14 protein-coding genes are annotated in these 13,434 nt (G+C 67.9%); 7 read left to right on the top strand and 7 right to left on the bottom strand.

Features of this window, described 5'->3' with window-relative positions:
* Window positions 1–66 precede the first annotated feature (66 nt).
* From AC07R7_RS09765 to AC07R7_RS09750, 4 genes are read right to left on the bottom strand one after another with little or no spacing between them, the layout of a single operon-like run.
* Window positions 67–2,337, bottom strand: coding sequence for a hypothetical protein (locus tag AC07R7_RS09765; RefSeq protein ID WP_494634996.1), 2,271 nt, complete (start codon window positions 2,335–2,337; stop codon window positions 67–69).
* A 34-nt stretch (window positions 2,338–2,371) separates the two neighbouring features.
* Window positions 2,372–3,505: an FMN-dependent L-lactate dehydrogenase LldD gene (gene lldD, locus AC07R7_RS09760; RefSeq protein WP_494634995.1), complete on the bottom strand. Its 1,134-nt coding sequence runs from the start codon at window positions 3,503–3,505 to the stop codon at window positions 2,372–2,374.
* A gap of 2 nt (window positions 3,506–3,507) precedes the next feature.
* Window positions 3,508–4,269 carry an L-rhamnose 1-dehydrogenase Lra1 gene (gene lra1 / locus AC07R7_RS09755; protein ID WP_494634994.1) on the bottom strand — a complete coding sequence of 254 codons (762 nt, stop codon included), beginning with the start codon at window positions 4,267–4,269 and terminating at the stop codon, window positions 3,508–3,510.
* A gap of 32 nt (window positions 4,270–4,301) precedes the next feature.
* Complete coding sequence (locus AC07R7_RS09750) at window positions 4,302–5,105, bottom strand: IclR family transcriptional regulator (RefSeq protein ID WP_125158772.1); 804 nt, start codon at window positions 5,103–5,105, stop codon at window positions 4,302–4,304.
* A gap of 161 nt (window positions 5,106–5,266) precedes the next feature.
* Between AC07R7_RS09750 and rhmD the strand changes: the two genes are divergently transcribed.
* The 7 genes from rhmD (at window position 5,267) to AC07R7_RS09715 (ending at window position 10,965) form a co-directional block, all read left to right on the top strand.
* The gene (rhmD, locus tag AC07R7_RS09745) at window positions 5,267–6,445 is read left to right on the top strand and encodes an L-rhamnonate dehydratase (RefSeq protein ID WP_494634993.1); all 1,179 of its coding nucleotides are present in this window, start codon (window positions 5,267–5,269) and stop codon (window positions 6,443–6,445) included.
* A 21-nt stretch (window positions 6,446–6,466) separates the two neighbouring features.
* Window positions 6,467–7,330, top strand: coding sequence for a 2,4-didehydro-3-deoxy-L-rhamnonate hydrolase (locus AC07R7_RS09740; protein WP_494634992.1), 864 nt, complete (start codon window positions 6,467–6,469; stop codon window positions 7,328–7,330).
* The gene (locus AC07R7_RS09735) at window positions 7,327–8,079 is read left to right on the top strand and encodes an SDR family NAD(P)-dependent oxidoreductase (RefSeq protein ID WP_494634991.1); all 753 of its coding nucleotides are present in this window, start codon (window positions 7,327–7,329) and stop codon (window positions 8,077–8,079) included. The genes AC07R7_RS09740 and AC07R7_RS09735 overlap by 4 nt, the downstream gene beginning before the upstream one ends.
* A gap of 47 nt (window positions 8,080–8,126) precedes the next feature.
* Window positions 8,127–9,026: an amidohydrolase family protein gene (locus AC07R7_RS09730; RefSeq protein WP_494634990.1), complete on the top strand. Its 900-nt coding sequence runs from the start codon at window positions 8,127–8,129 to the stop codon at window positions 9,024–9,026.
* Complete coding sequence (locus AC07R7_RS09725; RefSeq protein ID WP_494634989.1) at window positions 9,026–9,340, top strand: L-rhamnose mutarotase; 315 nt, start codon at window positions 9,026–9,028, stop codon at window positions 9,338–9,340. Before AC07R7_RS09730 ends, AC07R7_RS09725 begins: the two co-directional genes overlap by 1 nt.
* Window positions 9,341–9,375: 35 nt before the next feature.
* The gene (gene rhaT, locus AC07R7_RS09720) at window positions 9,376–10,455 is read left to right on the top strand and encodes an L-rhamnose/proton symporter RhaT (RefSeq protein ID WP_494634988.1); all 1,080 of its coding nucleotides are present in this window, start codon (window positions 9,376–9,378) and stop codon (window positions 10,453–10,455) included.
* Between the two features lie 84 nt (window positions 10,456–10,539).
* On the top strand, window positions 10,540–10,965 hold the full coding sequence (locus AC07R7_RS09715; protein ID WP_492887809.1) for a VOC family protein: 426 nt from the start codon (window positions 10,540–10,542) through the stop codon (window positions 10,963–10,965).
* A 34-nt stretch (window positions 10,966–10,999) separates the two neighbouring features.
* Here AC07R7_RS09715 and AC07R7_RS09710 read toward each other — a convergent pair whose 3' ends face one another.
* From AC07R7_RS09710 to AC07R7_RS09700, 3 genes are all read right to left on the bottom strand, one after another.
* Window positions 11,000–11,326: a DUF8776 family protein gene (locus AC07R7_RS09710; protein ID WP_492887808.1), complete on the bottom strand. Its 327-nt coding sequence runs from the start codon at window positions 11,324–11,326 to the stop codon at window positions 11,000–11,002.
* 112 nt (window positions 11,327–11,438) lie between these two features.
* Window positions 11,439–12,194: a FadR/GntR family transcriptional regulator gene (locus AC07R7_RS09705; protein ID WP_494634987.1), complete on the bottom strand. Its 756-nt coding sequence runs from the start codon at window positions 12,192–12,194 to the stop codon at window positions 11,439–11,441.
* Window positions 12,195–12,225: 31 nt separating this feature from the next.
* Window positions 12,226–13,434 carry a glycoside hydrolase family 88/105 protein gene (locus AC07R7_RS09700; protein ID WP_494634986.1) on the bottom strand — a complete coding sequence of 403 codons (1,209 nt, stop codon included), beginning with the start codon at window positions 13,432–13,434 and terminating at the stop codon, window positions 12,226–12,228.

Genomic DNA, 13,434 nt, shown 5'->3' with positions numbered 1-13,434 from the left:
AACGCTGTGCGGGCCGCCCCTGGGTCCCGGACAAGCGCTCCGCGCTTTCCGGGATGACAAGTTAGCTTAAGGCAACGGCTTGAAGCCCTCGGCCTTCACCGTCCATTGGCCGTCCTTCGGGAAGCCCGGCGTCGGTCCCTTCGAGCCGTCCCAGCCGCCCGCCATCATCGCCACGGCCGCCAGCAGCGAGCCGTTCGACGGGAAGTAGGTCTCGGCCGCGCGGCGATAGCCTGGGCCGTCCGGCCCTACCGCCTCGCCCGCCGGCACGATCTGGCCGCCCGAGACCACGGTCGTGGGCACGAAGGCCTGGGCGTGTTCGTCCTGGTGTACGCGCGGCGTCATGCCCGAGACGCCGAACTTGTTGTTCTTGGCTTCGTAGAACAGCCAGTCGACGGCCTTGTCCGGCTCGCCCAGGCGCGCGGCGGTCATCGCGACCATCGGATAGTCCCAGCCCCAGGTCTGGCGCAGGTCCCAGTCGGTCTCCACGGCCCGCAGCGTCCGCCGCATGGTCTCCGGGTCGGCCTTCCCCGGGATCAGGCCGTAGGCCATCAGGAACGAGGGGTGGTCGCGGTTCATGCACTTGGGATCGACAGCGTGCTTGGAGCAGGCGGCGCTCTTGGCCACGTCCCAGAAGTCCGGCACGGACTCGGCCGGCAGATAGAGGCCGTCCTTGGTCGCCAGCGGGGCAAGACCCTTGATCACCGCGTCCCATTCGGGCTTGCGCTTCAGCCCGGCGCGGGTGCGCCACTGCTGCGCCGTCTCCAGGCCCCAGCGGTAGTATTCCAGCTCGAAGGCCGGGTTGAAGGTGGTCAGCGGGTCGTAGTTCTCCTGCACCGGAATGATCGGCGGCCCCAGGATGAAACGGCCTTTGTCGTCCTTGTGCGGGAAACTGGCCAGCAGGTCGGCGGTCTCGGAAACCAGTTGGCCGTACTTGGCCAGGGTCGCCTTGGTCGGCTTGTCGCGCCAGATCAGCTCGGACATCCAGATCGGATGCGGCTGCTGCCACATGATGAACGGCGAGACCTTGCTGGGGCTGTCGACGCCGTCCGGGCCGACCATCTTGGGCCACCAGGCGCCCTTCAGGCCGTGGCTGGCCGCGCGGGCCTTGGCGTCCTTCAGGTGACTCACATACCAGGGCAGGCTGCGCTCCAGGTATTCGGGCTTGTTCCAGAGCGCGAAGTGCCCCGCGTGCCAGGCGTGCATCTCGAGATGGAACTTGCCGTTCCAGCTGTTGGAGAACAGCCCCTCCTCCTGCGGCGGGACCTCGCCGGCGCCGTTCAGGGCCATCAGGTACTGCGATAGCACCACGCGTCGCTCCAGCTCGGCCGCGCGCGGGTCGGTGCTGCCCGAGAAGTCGACGGCCGCGCCCTGCGTCCAATAGGACTTCCAGTGCGCCCGCGTGGCCTGGTCGGCGACGGTGACCGTCGGCAGTTGCTTCGGCAGTGGCGCACGCGAGAAGGCCACCTCCAGCCCCAGCGTCCGCCCCTTGGCCTTGGGTGCGACGACGAAGGCGTGCGGGCCGGCGGCGGTGAAGTCGACCGCGCGGTCGGCCTGCAGGGCGGCGACATATCGGGTCTCGTCCAGCCGACGCGAGACGTCCAGGCGGGTCGTCCCTTCCCCGGTCACCTTGGTGGTGTGCAGCTCGGGGTGCTCCCAATCCGACGGATCGGGATTGAGGGTCTTGGAAACGCCCGGGAACTTCACCGACAGCTTCAGGCGGCCCTGTTCGACCAGCGTCGAGTCGACGTCGACCACGATCATGTCCAGCGTCGGATGCACGCGCGTGCGGACCGTCACGGCCTCGCCGTCATAGGTGAAGCGGCTGGTCAACACGCCGGTCCACAGGTCCAGCTTCTGTTCGGTCTGCTTGAGGTCCGCGAACTTGGCGGGCTTGCCGGCCTTGTCGCGCAGGTCCAGGGCCACGCGGCCCAGCGAGAAGCGGTGCGGGTTCTCGCGCAGCCACAGCAGGGCCGGCCGCTTTTCGCCCTCGTTCCAGTCGGCCATGTAGGCGTAGGGCTGCTTCGTCCCGCGCACGTCGATCGGAACGGTCCCGTCGGCATAGGTGTAGTGGCTCGGATTGGGGAAGGCGTGCCAGGCCCACTGGGCCTCGGTCAGCAGCGGCGCGATCTTGCTGTAGGCCTCGGGGAAGGTCTGCAGGCCGGTGATGTCGGCGGTGAAGCCGATCTGGCCGTTGCCGACCATCAGCGGCGACGAGGGATCGACGGTCGTGAGCTTGACGTCATGCCGGCTGACCAGGGCGTGGCGGTCGATCGGCTGGCCGAAGGCGGATGTGGAGAGGCACACGGCCGCGAGGCCGGCCATCAGAACGCGCTTCATCGTTTACTCCCAATCGTCTTGTTGGCGCGGGCGCTCAGGCCAGGATCGAGCGGTCGATCTCGGCCACGCTGTTGACCCCGGTCAGGGCCATGGCCACGCGCATTTCCTTCTCGAAGAGGTCGAGCAGTTGGGTCACGCCGCTCTCGCCGCGGGCGGCCAGGGCGTAGACCCAGGCGCGGCCCAGCAGCACGCCATGCGCGCCCAGGGCCAGCATCCGCACGACGTCGAGGCCCGAGCGCACGCCGCTGTCGGCCAGCACCGTCAGCCGGTCGCCCACCGCCTCGGCGATGGCCGGCAACGCCCGGGCCGAGGACAGCACGCCGTCCAGCTGCCGGCCGCCGTGGTTGGAGACCACGATGCCGTCCGCGCCGATATCGGCGGCGGCCTTGGCGTCCTCGGGATCCAGCACGCCCTTGATGACCAGCGGGCCCTTCCAGACCTCGCGGATCCACTCCAGGTCCTTCCACTGGATGGAAGGGTCGAAGTTCGCCCCCAGCCAGCCCATGAAATCTTCCAGCCCCGAGTTCGCGCCCAACACCGGTGCGACGTTACCCAGGGTGTGGGGACGGCCCATGACGCCGACGTCCCAGGCCCAGTCGGGCTTGAACACCGCCTGCATCAGCCGACGGGCGGCGGCGTTGGGACCGCTCATGCCCGAGTGGGCGTCGCGATAGCGGGCGCCGGGCACGGGCATGTCGACCGTGAACACCAGGGTCGTCGCCCCCGCCCCCGCCGCGCGGGCCAGCAAGTCGCGCATGAAGGCCCGGTCGCGCAGCACATAGAGCTGGAACCAGATCGGCGCGCTGGAGGCCCTGGCCACCTCGTCGACGTCGCAGACGCCGACGGTCGACAGGCAGAACGGCACGCCCTTCTTGGCGGCCGCGCGGGCGGCCTGGCACTCGCCGCGCCGAGCGTACATGCCCGTGAGGCCCACCGGCGCCAGGGCGATCGGCATGGCCTGCTCGACGCCAAACAGGGTGGCCTTGGTCGAGACCCGCGAGACGTCCTTCAGCACTCGCTGGCGCAGCGACAGATCCGCCAGGTCGGCGACGTTGCGCGCCAGGGTCCGCTCGGCATAGGCGCCGCCGTCGATATAGTCGAACAGGAACCGCGGCAGGCGACGACGCGCCGCCTCCCGGAAGTCCGTGGTCGAGGAGACGATGGTCATCGCTACTGCAGGTTCACGAAGGCGCCGCCGTCGACCAGCAGGGCCGCGCCGGTGACGTACTTGGCCAGGTCCGAGGCCAGGAACACGATCGGGCCGGCCAGGTCATCGGGCTCGCCCAGACGGCCCAGCGGAATGCGGCCGGCCATGTAGTCGCGCTTCTTCTGGTCAGCGAGATCTTCCCTGTTGATCGCCGTCTCGATCGTGCCCGGCAGCACCGCGTTGCAGCGGATGCCGTAGGGACCCAGTGCGATGGCGGTCGACTGCATCAGCGAGTTCACGCCGGCCTTGGTCGGGGTGTAGTGCGTCTGCATGCCGCCGCCGACCAGGGCGCTGATCGAGCTGACGGCGATGATCGCGCCGCCGTGGCCCTGCTTGACCATCTGGTTGGCCGCGGCCTGGACCATGTAGTAGGCGCCATGCAGATTGACCCGCATGGTCCGTTCCATGACCTCGGCCGGCATGTCGAGGAAGGTATGGAAGGGGCAGATGCCGGCGTTGTTGACGAAGACGTCGACCTTGCCGAACGCCTCGACCGCCGCCTGGACGAAGGCCGGAGCGGAATCGGCCTCGGCCACGTCGCCCTTCACGGCGATCGCGCGACGGCCCAGCGCCTCGATCTCGCGCACCGCGTCCGCAGCCCCCGCCTCGTCCGAGTGGTAGTTGATCGCGACGTCCGCCCCGTGCTGGGCGCAGCCGATGGCCGCGGCCTTGCCGATGCCCCCAGAGGCGCCGGTGACCAGCACAACCTTGTCCTTCAACAGCATAGGCTTCCTTCCCGGGGCTGGCCCGTTACTCGTTACTTCTTGCGCGCGGACCGCTCGCTCCAGCCCAGCTCGCGGCTGATGGCGTCGGCGGTGTTGCGGACGTCGTCCGACAGCGCCTCCATCCGGGCGTCGTCCATGTACTGGGCGGCGCTGGAGAGGCTGATGGCGCCCACCGTCTTGCCGTCGACGCCCCGGATGGGCGCGGCGACGCAGCGGATCTGGTCTTCGTTCTCTTCAAGGTCGAAGGCGCGGCCGGCGGCGGCGTAGCCGCGCATCCGCTCCAGCCAGACCGGCAGGCCGAGCGCGCGCGGACCGGTCTCGGCCGTGAACAGCTGCTTCCAGCGCTCTTCGCCAAGGTCGAGGATCAGCGCCTTGCCCAGGCCGGTCGACGACAGCGGCTGGCGCTCGCCGATCCGTGAGCCGATCTCGACCCGCCGGCGGCCCGGCACCTTGTCCAGATAGAGGGCCAGGTCGCCTTCCAGCACGCCGAGGTGGACGGTGTCGCTGGTCGCGTTGGACAGCTGTTCCAGGTACGGGCGCGCGACCTGCGGCAGGTGCATCTGCTCCCGAGCGGCGTAGCCCAGTTCCAGCAGCTTCGGCCCCAGCGCATAGCCCTCGCGCGGACGGAAGGTCAGCATCCGCCGATCGACCAGGGCGGCCGCCAGGCGGTGCGTGGTGCTGCGGGTCAGGCCCAGCGTCTCGGCCAGTTCGGTCAGGGCGATGGGACCGTTGGCGACGGCTTCGATCACGTCCAGGCCGCGCAGAAGGGTCTGGCTGCCCGACGGCTTTCCGTCCCCATCCGCATCGCCGCGCTTGATTGACGCCTCTTGTTCCATTCTTTAGACATACCTCTCACATTGTGAAAGTCCACTCCTTCGGACCTTCATTTTGGACGTCAGTTTGCAGATCACGGCCGTGAATAGCCAGAGCGTTCCCGAAATATGGGACTAGCGTGCATTTGGGCGAAATCAGAGCCTGCCTCGGGGAGTCGACGCCGATGAGTTTTCCGAAGATCCGCGCCGTGCGGGCCTATGTCGTCCGGGGCGGCGGGGCCGACTATCACGACCAGGGTGACGGCCACTGGATCGACGATCACATCGCCACGCCGATGTCGCGTTACCCGGAATATCGCCAGAGCCGCCAGAGCTTCGGCATCAACGTGCTGGGCACGCTGGTCGTGGAGATCGAGGCCGCCGACGGCACGATCGGCTTCGCGGTGACCACCGGCGGCGAGCCGGCCGCCTATATCGTCGAGAGGCACTTGGCCCGCTTCCTTGAAGGCCGCGACCCGGCCGAGGTCGAGAAGATCTGGGACCAGATGTACTTCTCCACCCAGTACTACGGCCGCAAGGGCCTGGTCGTGAACGCCCTCTCCGGCGTCGATCTGGCGCTGTGGGACTTGCTGGGCAAGCTGCGCCAGGAGCCGGTCTACCACCTGCTGGGCGGCAAGGTCCGTGACGAGCTGACCTTCTACGCCACGGGCGCGCGCCCCGACCTGGCCAAGCAGATGGGCTTCATCGGCGGCAAGATGCCCCTGCACCACGGCCCGGCCGAGGGCGAGGAAGGCCTGCGCAAGAACCTCGAAGAGCTGGCGACGATGCGCGAGCGCTGCGGCGAGGACTTCTGGCTGATGTTCGACTGCTGGATGGCGCTGGACCTGAACTACGCCACCAAGCTGGCCCACAAGGCCCACGAGCATGGCCTGAAGTGGATCGAGGAAGCCCTGAGCCCCGACGACTACTGGGGCTATCGCGACCTGAAGAAGAACGCGCCCAAGGGCATGCTGGTCACGACCGGCGAGCACGAAGCCACGCGCTGGGGCTTCCGCATGCTGCTGGAGATGGAGTGCTGCGACATCATCCAGCCCGACGTGGGCTGGTGCGGCGGCATGACCGAGATCATCAAGATCTCGAACCTGGCCGACAGCCGCGGCGTGCTCTGCATCCCGCATGGCTCCAGCGTCTACAGCTACCACTTCGTCATCACGCGCCATAACAGCCCGTTCGCCGAATTCCTGATGATGGCCCCGAAGGCCGACGAGGTGGTGCCGATGTTCCACCCGCAGCTGATCGGCGAACCCGTGCCGGTAAACGGCAAGCTGAAACTCTCCGACGCGCCGGGCTTCGGCGTCGAACTCAATCGCGAGGTCGGCTTGCACCGTCCTTACGCCCGCTGATCCTCTCGAAAGCGTAGACCCATGAAACTGCTTCGCTACGGCCCCAAGGGCTCCGAAAAACCCGGCCTGCTCGACGCCCAGGGCCAGATCCGCGACCTGTCGGGCCATGTCGCCGACATCACCGGCGCCCAGCTGTCGCCGACCAGCCTGAAGGCCCTGGCCGCCATCGACCCGGCCTCGCTGCCGCTGGTCGAGGGCTCGCCGCGCTACGGCGTACCGGTCAACGGCGTTTCCAAGTTCATCGCCGTGGGCCTGAACTTCGCCGACCACGCCGCCGAGTCGAACCTGCCGATCCCCGAAGAGCCCGTGTTGTTCACCAAGGCCGTCAGTTGCCTGACCGGCCCGAACGATCCGGTGATGATCCCCAAGGGCTCGCTGAAGACCGACTGGGAAGTCGAGCTGGGCGTCGTGATCGGCACGCGGGCGCGCTATGTCAGCGAAGCCGAGGCCCTGGACCATGTGGCCGGCTACGTCCTGATCAACGACGTCTCCGAGCGCGCCTTCCAGATCGAGCGCGGCGGCACCTGGGACAAGGGCAAGGGTTGCGACACCTTCGGCCCGGTCGGCCCGTGGATGGTCACCTCGGACGAGGTCGGCGACCCGCAGGACCTCGGCATGTGGCTGGACGTCAACGGTCAGCGCAAGCAGGACGGCTCGTCCAAGACCATGATCTTCCCGATCAGCAAGCTCGTTTCGTACATCAGCGAGTTCATGACGCTGGAGCCGGGCGACCTGATCACCACCGGCACCCCGCCCGGCGTCGGCATGGGCCAGAAGCCCGAGCCTATCTACCTGAAGGCCGGCGACGTCATGCGCCTGGGCATCGAGAAGCTGGGCGAACAACAGCAAACCGTCGTGGCCTGGACCCAGGAAGACGTCGCGTGAGCGCTCCCTACGCCAATCGTTTCGCGGGCCGCACCGCCGTCATCACCGGCGGCGCCTCGGGCCTGGGCAAGGCCGTCGCCGCCCGCATCGTCGCCGAGGGCGGCAAGGTCGCCCTTTGGGACCTGGACGCCGCGAACCTGGAAGCCGCCGCCCTCGAAATCGGCGCCAGTCACACCGTGGCCCTGGACGTCTCCGATCAGGCCGCCGTCGCGGCGGCCGCCAAGGCCTCGAACGCGGCCCTCGGCAAAATCGACATCCTCGTCGCCTCGGCCGGCATCACCGGCGCCACCGTTCCGGTGCACGAGTTCCCGGTCGACAGCTGGAAGCGGGTGATCGACATCAACCTGAACGGCATCTTCTACTGCTGCCGCGAGACGGTGCCGTACATGCTGGCCAACGGCTATGGCCGGATCGTCAATGTCGCCTCCGTGGCCGGCAAGGAAGGCAATCCCAACGCCAGCGCCTATTCGGCGTCGAAAGCCGGGGTAATCGGCCTGACCAAGTCGCTGGGCAAGGAGCTGGCCACCAAGGGCGTGATCGCCAACGCCCTCACCCCCGCCACCTTCGAAAGCCCGATCCTGGAGCAGTTGCCCAAGAGCCAGGTCGACTACATGCGCGGCAAGATCCCGATGGGCCGGTTGGGCGAGGTCCACGAGAGCGCGGCCATGGTCTGCTTCATGGCCAGCGAGGAGTGCAGCTTCACGACCGCCGCGACCTTCGACACCTCCGGCGGCCGGACCACCTTCTGATCGCCGCGCGACCCGGAACGCCGGGCGCGAGTTAGGAGAGGACACCCATGGGCGCCCTGCCCTTCGTCGATGCGCACATCCACCTGTGGGACCTCACGCGCATCCGCTATCCCTGGCTGACGCCGCCGTTCGACGACAACGGTCCGAACGGCAGCGTCGAGGCGATCGCGCGCAACTATCTGCTCGACGACTACCTGGCCGACGCCAAGGCCTGGAACGTCGTCGGGGCGGTGCATGTGGACGCGGGCGCGGAAGGCGCCTCGGCGCTGGACGAGACCCGCTGGCTGCAGGCGCTGTCGGACGAGCGCGGCCTGCCCAGCGGCCTTGTCGCCTTCGCCGCCCTGGACGCGCCGGATGTCGAGGGGCTGCTGGAGGCTCACGCCGCCCATCGCAGCGTTCGGGGCGTCCGCCACATCGTCAACTGGCACGCCGATCCCCGGCGCACCTACACGCCGCGCGACGTGACCGGCGATCCGGCCTGGCGCGCGGGCTTTGGCCTGCTTTCCAAGTACGGCTTGTCCTTCGACCTTCAGTGCTATCCCGGGCAGATGCTGGGCTTGGTCGACCTGTTCGCCGGCCATCCCGACACGCCGGTGATGATCAACCACGCCGGCATGCCCGTGGACGCCGACAAAACCGAATGGCGCGAGGGCATGAAGGCCCTGGCCGCCCTACCCCATGTCTCGGCCAAGCTGTCGGGCTTCGGCTTCGTCCACCGTCAGTGGACGAAAGAGCAGATCCAGCCCCTCATTCTCGAAGCCATCGAGATCTTCGGGACCGATCGCTGCATGTTCGCCAGCGATGTGCCGACCGACAAGCTGTTCGGCAGCCTGGACAGGCACCTGACCGCCTATGCCGCCATCACCGCCGGCTTCAGCGAGAACGAGCGCCGCGACCTGTTCGGCCGCAACGCCAACCGCCTCTACCGCCTGGGGCTGGACCTCTGATGCGCAAGATCGCCACCCGCATGAGGCTGAAACCCGGCCGGCTGGACGAGTACCGCCGCCGGCACGACGCCCTGTGGCCGGAGCTGGCGGCGTTGCTGAAATGCTGCGGGATCTCCGACTATTCGATCCACCACGATCCCGAGACGAACGCCTTGTTCGCCGTGATGTGGTGCGCCACACCCGAAAGACTCGACGACCTGCCCGCCCATCCGGTGATGCGGCGGTGGTGGGAAGCCATGGCGCCGCTGATGGAAGTCAATCCGGACAAATCGCCGGTCAGCGTTCCGCTGGACACCCTGTTCCACCTCGCCTGACCGGCCCACAACGAAGACAAGAACGGGAGAAAACCATGACGCCCAATCCGCTGCTCGGCGTGCTGTTCCACTGGCTGGGCGGCCTGGCCTCGGCCAGCTTCTACGTGCCCTATCGCGGCGTGCGCCGCTGGTCGTGGGAGATCTTCTGGCTGACCGGGGGCATCTTCTCCTGGCTGCTGGCCCCATGGTTCTTCGCGGCGATCCAGACCCGCGACCTGATGGGCGTGATGAGCCAGGTGCCGGGCAACATCGCCGGCCTCTGCGTCCTGTTCGGCGTGCTCTGGGGCTTCGGCGGCCTGACCTACGGCCTGACGATGCGCTACCTTGGCCTGTCGCTGGGCATGGCGGTGGTGTTGGGCCTCTGCACGGTGTTCGGGACGCTGATCCCGCCGATCGTCCAAGGCGACTTCGCCGAGAAGCTGCTGAACAACGCCTCGGGCCGGATCATCCTGCTGGGCCTCTTCATCACCCTGGCCGGCATCGTCGTCGTGGCCCTGGCGGGCGCGCGCAAGGACGCCGCCCTCTCGGAAGACGCCAAGAAGGCGGTCATCGCCGAATTCGACTTCAAGAAGGGCGTCGCCGTGGCGATCTTCTCGGGGATCATGTCGGCCTGCTTCGCTTTCGGTCTGGCGGCGGGCGAGCCGATCAAGGCGCTGTCGGCCGCGGCTGGCACCGGCCCGCTGTGGACCGGCCTGCCGGTGCTGTGCCTTGTCATGTTCGGCGGCCTGCTGACCAACGGCGTCTGGTGCGGCTTCCTGATCGTCCGCAACAAGAGCGCCGGCCAATGGCTGGGCGGCGCGGCGCCGTCCGAAGAGACCGCCAAGGCCAAACCGCCGCTGCTGGCCAACTACCTGCTCTGCGCTCTCGCGGGCACGGCCTGGTACTTCCAGTTCTTCTTCTACACGATGGGCGAGAGCCAGATGGGCAAGTTCGGCTTCTCCAGCTGGACCCTGCACATGGCCTCGATCATCATCTTCGGCACCGTCTGGGGCTTTGCCCTGCGCGAGTGGAAAGACGCCCGCCCGGGCGTGAAAGCAACGGTCTGGGGCGGCATCGCCCTGCTGATCCTGGCGACCATCGTCATCGGCTACGGCAACAAGATCGGGGCTGCGTAGCCTGTCTGTCTCCCGTCACGGTCCTGCGCTAGGGTCGGCTACAAAGGGCCGCCCTAGCGCCCAGGACACAGCGAGGAGACTACCGTGAAGATCGTCACAAGCCTCAGCTTCAAAGGCGAATGCCGCCAGGCATTCGATTTCTACGCCCAGGTCCTGGGCGGCAAGGTCACCGCCGCCTACCCCTTCGGCGAAGGCCCGCCTGACATGCCGGTCGACGCCCGGTACAAGGATTGGCTGATGCACGCCTGGCTGGAGATCGGCGACCAGGCGATCATGGGCGCGGACATGCCGCCCGAGTTCGCCCCGAATATCGACAAGCCCAAGAACGGCTTCGACGTCACCTATCATACGGACGATCCCGCCGAGGCGCGCCGCGTGTTCGACGCGCTCTCGGAAGGCGGCAAGGTCGGCATGGATTTCGCCGCGACCTTCTGGTCGCCGGGCTATGGCAGCTTCACCGACAAGTTCGGCATCCCGTGGATGATCAACACCATCCCGGCGCAGCCTTGATGTAGCGGCCTGACGGCAGTCGCCCGCCGCAAGCCTACTCGGCCGAGATCGAGGCGCGCAGGCGGGCGGCGACGTCGCCCAGGGTGATGGCGTTGAGCGAGTCGTTGACCTCGAGAACGCCCTGGCCGTGCTGTTGCGACAGATTGCCGGTGAAGTCGGTGATGGCCGTGATGTGCTGAGCCAGCAGGTCGACCGTGTGCAGTTCCTGCATCACCGACAAGCGATGCTCGTCCGGAACGACTTCCAGGATCTTGCCGAGGGCGACGTCCAGATGTCCGCACGCCACCGCGGCGATCGACATCTCGGTCGAGATCGCCTTCAGCACCGTTTCAACGCTCGCAGGCGCGAGTTTATCCGACATCAGTACCCCCTGATTCCCTTAAGGGGACGTGAGCACGCGCCGCCCCGTGACGGCAAGCCCTTGATTTGTGCGGCGAATTATCGCGGCGGGACAGCGATCGTCGGAAACAACGTCAGATGGTGGTTCGACGCAACAATTCGTCTCGGCGTTCAGCCATCTCGCGGCGGGTCCGCTCCAGCGCGTCGCGCTCCGCCAGCGACAGGAGAGCCTCGACCGTGCGGTTCAGGTGATCGTGGATCACCCGCCGCGCTTCCTTGGGATCGCGGTCGCGCAAGGCGGCGACGATGCGGTGGTGATCCTCGGCGAAGCTCTTCGGATCGGCCAGCCGCACGCGGCGCAACTGACCGGAGCAGTCGGGAAACTGCCGGCGTAGCATCCAGATCTCCTCGACCGCCGCGACGATGGCGGCGTTGCGGGTGGCGTGAGCCACCGCCAGGTGGAAGTCGTGCTCCAGCCGCTCGCCATCCTCCGTCGCGGCCAGGGCGTCCAGGTCGCGGGCGATCCGCTCCAGCCCCGAGATCTGCTCGTCATTGACGGCGGCGGCGGCCAGGGCGCAGGCCTCGCCCTCGAATAGGCGGCGGGCCTCGGTCAGCTCCAGAGCGCTGACCTCGGCCTCGGCGGCGTCCTCCTCGGGCTTGACCTGGGCGGTGACGTAGACGCCCGAGCCCTGCCGGGCCTCGACCAGCCCTTGGAACTCCAAGGCGATCATCGCGTCGCGGATCGTCGGCCGGCTGACGCCGAACGAGTCGGCCAGTCCCCGCTCGGATGGCAGACGGTCGCCCGGAACATAGCGTCCCTCCGCGATCGAGGCTGCGATCGAGCGGGCCACCTGCTGGTAGAGCTTCTGGGGATCCTGCGCCGCGCGCATCAAACCTCGCTTTGAATGGAGCGGGTCCATCTTAACGCGAGGCCTGACCTTTGGAAGCGGAGCCTTGCGCCAGCTTGCGAACTTCGCTGACCGACAGCAGGAAGGCGCCAACGCCATAGAGCTGAGTATCGTCGCGGCCCACCTGGTCCGGCGCGACGCCGACGCGCTGCACCCAACCCAGGCGGCCGTCCGGCTCGATCGCCGCGTCCAACGCCTTCCAGCCCCTGTCGATCGCCGGGCCGTACTTGGCGCGCGGCAGAAGGCCGTGGTTCACGCCCCAGGCCAGGCCGTAGACGAAGAAGCCCGTGCCGCTGGTCTCCGGTGTCTTCTGCGGCTCCAGCAGGGAGACGGGCCAGTAGCCGTCCGCGCCCTGCAGAGTGACGATCTTGGCCGACATCTGCTTGAAGATCGCCTCATACTTCGGGCGGCTCGGGTGGCCTGCCGGCAGGTCCTGCAGGATCCGGGCGATACCCGCATAAGCCCAGCCATTGCCGCGGCCCCAGAAAATCTTCGCGCCCGCGTCACTGCGCCGGTTGATGAAGCGGCTGTCGCGGAAATAGAGGTGGTCGGTCTTGTCGTAGAGATAGTCGGTCGTCGCCCAGAACTCGCTGTCGGCGTGGTCCAGGTAACGCTTGTCGCCGGTGATCTTGGAAAGGCTGACCCAGGCCGGCGGAGCCATGAAGATGGCGTCGCTCCAGCACCAGCGAGCTTGGCAATAGGAGTCGCCCTTGGCCGGCTTCGGCTCGAAGTCCAGCGACACGTTGGACGGGTCGGCCAGCACCGCGTCGAAGCGCGCGCGGATCGGCGTCAGCTTGCTCTGGTCCTTGGTGCGGCCAGCGGCCCAGACCCAGACCGCGCCGGTGGCGTCGGCGTCGGCGTGGCGCGGACGGTGGTCGAAGCCCCACTGTTCGGCCTCGCCGTGCTTGAGTATCGCGGTGGTCAGGTACGGATCCTGGGTCGCGTCGGCGAAGGTATAGAGGCCGATATAGAAGGCCGCCTGGATCCAGTCGCGGGGCGCCTCGGTGTCCTTTCGGAACGCGGCGACCGGCACGTAGTCGAAGCTGTCCATGTGGGCCAGTTGCCAGGCCGCCACCTTGCGGCCGGCCGCGTCGACCGACGAGGCCGGGACGCTGACGACGGCGGCCTTCCCAGCCGCTCGGGGGGCGGCAATGGTCGGCGCCGCGCCGCCGGCCAGGATCGCGGCGACCGCGACTGCCTTCAGAAGCGTCTTGAAGGTCAT

Source organism: Caulobacter sp. GW821-FHT05F04 (assembly GCF_059419665.1).
The sequence above is the reverse complement of the archived record's forward strand: the minus strand, read 5'-3'. Positions and strand labels throughout refer to the sequence as shown.